At 23.6% G+C, this 6,165-nt stretch carries 3 protein-coding genes, 1 rRNA gene and 1 pseudogene; 3 read left to right on the forward strand and 2 right to left on the reverse strand.

The window, feature by feature from the left end; translation table 4 throughout:
* Positions 1-182: 182 nt before the first annotated feature.
* A 5S ribosomal RNA gene (gene rrf, locus EXC48_RS04500) occupies positions 183-288 on the forward strand.
* Positions 289-552: 264 nt separating this feature from the next.
* Here the strand turns inward: rrf and EXC48_RS04970 are convergent.
* Positions 553-819 carry a hypothetical protein gene (locus EXC48_RS04970; RefSeq protein ID WP_223216349.1) on the reverse strand — a complete coding sequence of 89 codons (267 nt, stop codon included), beginning with the start codon at positions 817-819 and terminating at the stop codon, positions 553-555.
* A 107-nt stretch (positions 820-926) separates the two neighbouring features.
* On the opposite strand from EXC48_RS04970, the gene EXC48_RS04510 reads away from it, so the two are divergent.
* Positions 927-3,113, forward strand: coding sequence for a HinT-interacting membrane complex protein P80 (locus tag EXC48_RS04510; protein ID WP_129721037.1), 2,187 nt, complete (start codon positions 927-929; stop codon positions 3,111-3,113).
* Positions 3,114-3,308: 195 nt separating this feature from the next.
* Here EXC48_RS04510 and EXC48_RS04515 read toward each other — a convergent pair.
* Positions 3,309-5,496, reverse strand: a pseudogene (locus EXC48_RS04515) (HinT-interacting membrane complex protein P80).
* Positions 5,497-5,642: 146 nt separating this feature from the next.
* Between EXC48_RS04515 and EXC48_RS04520 the strand changes: the two are divergent.
* A complete protein-coding gene (locus tag EXC48_RS04520) occupies positions 5,643-6,131 on the forward strand; it encodes a hypothetical protein (protein WP_129721103.1) in 489 nt (162 codons plus the stop codon).
* The last annotated feature ends 34 nt before the right edge of the window (positions 6,132-6,165 follow it).

A 6,165-nucleotide genomic window follows, 5' to 3' on the forward strand; every position in this document is an offset into this window, starting at 1 on the left:
TAAAAAGACCAAAATGATTTAAAAATAAATATTCCAAAAAATTATTAAAAAACTAGGGTAACCCTAGTTTTTTAATAAAAATGAATAAAAAATTTTTATTAATTTTTATTAATAGTCCTTATTTATAGGCCTAAAAGTATTAAAAAAAATTTTTACATATTTATTTTTATACTATAATATTAATCAGTGGTCATAGCAAGAGGGATCACCTGATACCATTCCGAACTCAGTAGTTAAGCCTCTTTACGCCGAAAATAGCCGAAAGGTGAAAATAGGGAACCGCTGTTTTTTTATTCATTTTTTAAATAATCAATGTAAGGAAAAGAAGAATTGTTAATATTAATTACTGAGTAATAAGAAGGATTAATGTTGGTAACTTTTTTTGAGTTTTAAAACTTGAAGTTTGTTGATCAAAATAAATAAGAATTAATAAATCAGGATCATTTGAGTACAATTTATTCAATGTTGAAAAAAAATTACTTTTCAATATTTTTGTTAATGTTCTTTCATTTTCAAATAATTAAATTTTTTCATGATGATTTGATTAAAATATTAAGATAGATTTTTGAACCTTTGTACTCAATATAAGGAAGTGGATTTTTCAGCTGCGAACTCTTTTTTATTAAAATTAACATTCTCTTCAATAAATAACAAGGTTGTTAATGTTTCTAAACTAATAGCTACTTCATACGGCGCGCTTGCTGTTTTAGTTTTTAACAAACTTTTTAACGTTCCTGCAAATAAACTATAGACAAAATTGTTTTTTCTAGCAAGGTTGTCAAAGTATAATAATGTCTCTAAAAAATTGCTTTCATTCATTCTATAATTATATAAAATTATTAAGTAAATTAATGCACATTTTTTGGTATAATTAATTAAAAATTGTAATTTTATGTAATTATATTTTTAATGCTTTAAGGAGGAAAATGGCGAAGAAACAAAAATCATTTTTCGAACGTTTGTCAGAGTTGAATGATAATTTTGAAGAGAAAAATAAAAAGGTAACTAGAAAGACAAAAAGAAATTGGATCAACTGAGGTATTTTAGGAACTCTTGCAGTTTGTTTAATTTCTGGTATTTCTATTCCTTTAGCAATTAATACTACAAAAATAAATTACATCCAGCCTAAAAAAGATGCTGAGACAGCATTTACTTTTAATAATTTAAAAAATATATCAATAGGTGATTTTTCAAAATTGCTTAAAAACGATAAAACCAATTACAATGAAAAGTTTGATGATATATATAAAAAAGCTATATTTTATATGTATGAAAAAGAATATTTAGCTTCAAAACAATACCAAGAAATTTACAATGGTTCATTAAATAATAATGAAGGTATAAATCTGTCACTTGAACTTAAATCTCTTGATGTAATTAAAAACGAGCAAAAAAATAAATTGGAAGATCAAAAGAACAACCTTAAATCAACATTTGGTTTTTCAACTTGAGAAAATGTTTTTAAAGAGAGATTATTGTCTGAAGAATACGGTAAAAGTTCTACTGAAGATCAAGCTATTGAATATTTAACTTTTAAAGAAATAGAAGGTGTAGCTTTAAGAAGTCTAGAAATTGAAGTTAAAACAGTTGATGTTGACTTTTTAGAAAGAACTGCTAAAAAAGATATTTATGAAATAGATGTTAATAATTCCCCTAAAAGAGATGCTAAAGGTCAAGCAAAAATAATGTTTAAAAAAGGTCAAAGAGTTTTTCCTCATTTTGTAAAAGACAAAAATTATTTTGTTCTCGATAATGATCCTAAAAAAGCTATTGTTATTATGACTAAATCATTTATTCCAGAGTTAGTTAGTGCTGATAAAATAATAGAAACTTATTTTAATAATCATTCAGTTAATATTCCTACATCAATTTTATTACCTGGTGTTATAAATTCAAATTTAAGATTTGCATTTAGTTTTAAAGATGGTGATGCAAAGAAAAAATACATTAATAATTTTAAATATTCAGTGATAAAAGGACAAGACAACACTATTGAAATAAAAAGAAATATTGATATTTTAAAATCATTCAATAAGCCTGAAGATTATGCGATTTTTAAAGATGAATCAAAAGATAAAAACAAGTTAAAAGAGTTTAATGATAAAAGGTCGGTATATGAACAATATCTAAATGCTTTAACTTTAACAAAAGGTGATACATTAGGATTTTTAGGTGTCTCAACAACTAGCGAATTAATTAATAATAATATCGATTTAGCTTTTGGATCATTTGCTAACGAACTTTTAAAATCAGCTGACTCAACCTTTAAAGAAATTAATCTTGATGATTTATTTAAAATGCCAACTGGATTAAACACAAATGCAGAATCTGAAATAAAAAAATTGGTTGATGAAGCAGAAAAAGTTCAGATGGACTCTAAAATTACAGATATAAATCAAAAATTTAATACTGCTTCTGACAAAATTCAACAAGTTAATGAAATTATTGATAAATATTTTTCTGAATTATCTGAAGATCAATTTAATAAAGTTATTTTAGATAATTACAATTCTCATTTAATAATTAATGCAAATAATAAACAATATAGTTCAATAGTTTATAAAGTTAAAGATAAAAATGATCTGTTATTAATTGTAACTCCAACTGGATTATCTTTATTTTCAAACAAAAAAGTTTTAACATTAGAAGAATTTAAAAAACTTATAACAAGTGACTTAAAAAATATGGCAAAAGGAAACAAAACATATTTTGATTTAGCTAATAAAATAAGTGATAAAAATAATAAAGAGCAACTTGTTATCAGTTTATTAGAAGATCAACCATTTAAAAATTGATTATTGACTCAGAAGAAAGATAATAAAACTGTTTATACATTAAGTGAATTGGATAAAAGTTTAAGCAAAATAAAAACAGTTAAAAAAGGAAAGCAAATAAGTTCAGAAATTTCTTTATATGACAGAGTAGAAAAATATATTAATTCAAAAGTGAATACATTGAATAATATTAATTTCTCTAACTTAAATGGACAAGTAAAAATAAACTACTTAAAAAATGGAAATAACAATGATTTTACTATTACTCAAAGTGATAAAAATGCTTATGATTTGGTAAATGCATATTTAAATAACACATTGAAAAAAGGAGAAAAATAATGAGAATTTTTAAGAAATTTTTAGCGTTTGCTCCTATTTTAGTCTTTCCTACTGTTTTGCGATTGCCTGTGCTAGAGAATAATTGGTCCTGAGTGAAAATTTCATTAGACCATTTACTTCTCTACCACAGGCAATCGCAACAGTAGGAAAGACTAAAAATAGGAGCAAACGCTAAAAATTTCTTAAAAATTCTCATTATTTTTCTCCTTTTTTCAATGTGTTATTTAAATATGCATTTACCAAATCATAAGCATTTTTATCACTTTGAGTAATAGTAAAAATCATTGTTATTTCCATTTTTTAAGTAGTTTATTTTTACTTGTCCATTTAAGTTAGAGAAATTAATATTATTCAATGTATTCACTTTTGAATTAATATATTTTTCTACTCTGTCATATAAAGAAATTTCTGAACTTATTTGCTTTCCTTTTTTAACTGTTTTTATTTTGCTTAAACTTTTATCCAATTCACTTAATGTATAAACAGTTTTATTATCTTTCTTCTGAGTCAATAATCAATTTTTAAATGGTTGATCTTCTAATAAACTGATAACAAGTTGCTCTTTATTATTTTTATCACTTATTTTATTAGCTAAATCAAAATATGTTTTGTTTCCTTTTGCCATATTTTTTAAGTCACTTGTTATAAGTTTTTTAAATTCTTCTAATGTTAAAACTTTTTTGTTTGAAAATAAAGATAATCCAGTTGGAGTTACAATTAATAACAGATCATTTTTATCTTTAACTTTATAAACTATTGAACTATATTGTTTATTATTTGCATTAATTATTAAATGAGAATTGTAATTATCTAAAATAACTTTATTAAATTGATCTTCAGATAATTCAGAAAAATATTTATCAATAATTTCATTAACTTGTTGAATTTTGTCAGAAGCAGTATTAAATTTTTGATTTATATCTGTAATTTTAGAGTCCATCTGAACTTTTTCTGCTTCATCAACCAATTTTTTTATTTCAGATTCTGCATTTGTGTTTAATCCAGTTGGCATTTTAAATAAATCATCAAGATTAATTTCTTTAAAGGTTGAGTCAGCTGATTTTAAAAGTTCGTTAGCAAATGATCCAAAAGCTAAATCGATATTATTATTAATTAATTCGCTAGTTGTTGAGACACCTAAAAATCCTAATGTATCACCTTTTGTTAAAGTTAAAGCATTTAGATATTGTTCATATACCGACCTTTTATCATTAAACTCTTTTAACTTGTTTTTATCTTTTGATTCATCTTTAAAAATCGCATAATCTTCAGGCTTATTGAATGATTTTAAAATATCAATATTTCTTTTTATTTCAATAGTGTTGTCTTGTCCTTTTATCACTGAATATTTAAAATTATTAATGTATTTTTTCTTTGCATCACCATCTTTAAAACTAAATGCAAATCTTAAATTTGAATTTATAACACCAGGTAATAAAATTGATGTAGGAATATTAACTGAATGATTATTAAAATAAGTTTCTATTATTTTATCAGCACTAACTAACTCTGGAATAAATGATTTAGTCATAATAACAATAGCTTTTTTAGGATCATTATCGAGAACAAAATAATTTTTGTCTTTTACAAAATGAGGAAAAACTCTTTGACCTTTTTTAAACATTATTTTTGCTTGACCTTTAGCATCTCTTTTAGGGGAATTATTAACATCTATTTCATAAATATCTTTTTTAGCAGTTCTTTCTAAAAAGTCAACATCAACTGTTTTAACTTCAATTTCTAGACTTCTTAAAGCTACACCTTCTATTTCTTTAAAAGTTAAATATTCAATAGCTTGATCTTCAGTAGAACTTTTACCGTATTCTTCAGACAATAATCTCTCTTTAAAAACATTTTCTCAAGTTGAAAAACCAAATGTTGATTTAAGGTTGTTCTTTTGATCTTCCAATTTATTTTTTTGCTCGTTTTTAATTACATCAAGAGATTTAAGTTCAAGTGACAGATTTATACCTTCATTATTATTTAATGAACCATTGTAAATTTCTTGGTATTGTTTTGAAGCTAAATATTCTTTTTCATACATATAAAATATAGCTTTTTTATATATATCATCAAACTTTTCATTGTAATTGGTTTTATCGTTTTTAAGCAATTTTGAAAAATCACCTATTGATATATTTTTTAAATTATTAAAAGTAAATGCTGTCTCAGCATCTTTTTTAGGCTGGATGTAATTTATTTTTGTAGTATTAATTGCTAAAGGAATAGAAATACCAGAAATTAAACAAACTGCAAGAGTTCCTAAAATACCTCAGTTGATCCAATTTCTTTTTGTCTTTCTAGTTACCTTTTTATTTTTCTCTTCAAAATTATCATTCAACTCTGACAAACGTTCGAAAAATGATTTTTGTTTCTTCGCCATTTTTCCTCCTTAAAGCATTAAAAATATAATTACATAAAATTACAATTTTTAATTAATTATACCAAAAAATGTGCATTAATTTTACTTAATAATTTTATATAATTATAGAATGAATGAAAGCAATTTTTTAGAGACATTATTATACTTTGGACAACCTTGCTAGAAAAAACAATTTTGTCTATAGTTTATTTGCAGGAACGTTAAAAAGTTTGTTAAAAACTAAAACAGCAAGCGCGCCGTATGAAGTAGCTATTAGTTTAGAAACATTAACAACCTTGTTATTTATTGAAGAGAATGTTAATTTTAATAAAAAAGAGTTCGCAGCTGAAAATCCACTTCCTTATATTGAGTACAAAGGTTCAAAAATCTATCTTAATATTTTAATCAAATCATCATGAAAAAAATTTAATTATTGAAAATGAAAGAACATTAACAAAAATATTGAAAGTAATTTTTTTTCAACATTGAATAAATTGTACTCAAATGATCCTGATTTATTAATTCTTATTTATTTTGATCAACAAACTTCAAGTTTAAAACTCAAAAAAGTTACCAACATTAATCCTTCTTATTACTCAGTAATTAATATTAACAATTCTTCTTTTCCTTACATTGATTATTTAAAAAATGAATAAAAAAACAGCGGTTCCCTATTTTCACCTTTCGGCT

Origin of the sequence: Mycoplasmopsis cynos (assembly GCF_900660545.1) — a bacterium.
GTDB classification, from domain to species: Bacteria; Bacillota_I; Bacilli_A; order Mycoplasmatales; family Metamycoplasmataceae; genus Mycoplasmopsis; species Mycoplasmopsis cynos.